The following is a 234-nucleotide window of genomic DNA, read 5'->3' on the forward strand; positions in this document are numbered from 1 at the left end:
GTTGATGGCCTCAAACCAACAATAAAACGCATTATTAATCATTTTGATTTTAAAGCCCCATTTGTAAATTTAGAGCGTGATATCCGCCTCCTTGTTAAAGCTTTTTATAAACAAGCCCCCGATACACATCACCAACCTTGGCAAATGCGCTTTGATATTTTACACACACCTTTTTATCGTAATAAAGCAGCCTATATTGTTGGTCGTGTTGTTTCAAAAAGTGGGGTTCAGCCC

1 protein-coding gene is annotated in these 234 nt (G+C 38.0%); it reads left to right on the forward strand.

What is annotated here, in order from left to right; all coding sequences use genetic code 11:
• Positions 1–234, forward strand: a 234-nt coding sequence (locus AAEZ18_RS19740) for an isocitrate dehydrogenase kinase/phosphatase AceK regulatory subunit (protein WP_352256153.1), incomplete at both ends; no start/stop codon positions are given.

This window comes from Pseudoalteromonas sp. 19-MNA-CIBAN-0066 (genome assembly GCF_040308705.1).
Lineage (GTDB): Bacteria > Pseudomonadota > Gammaproteobacteria > Enterobacterales > Alteromonadaceae > Pseudoalteromonas > Pseudoalteromonas nigrifaciens.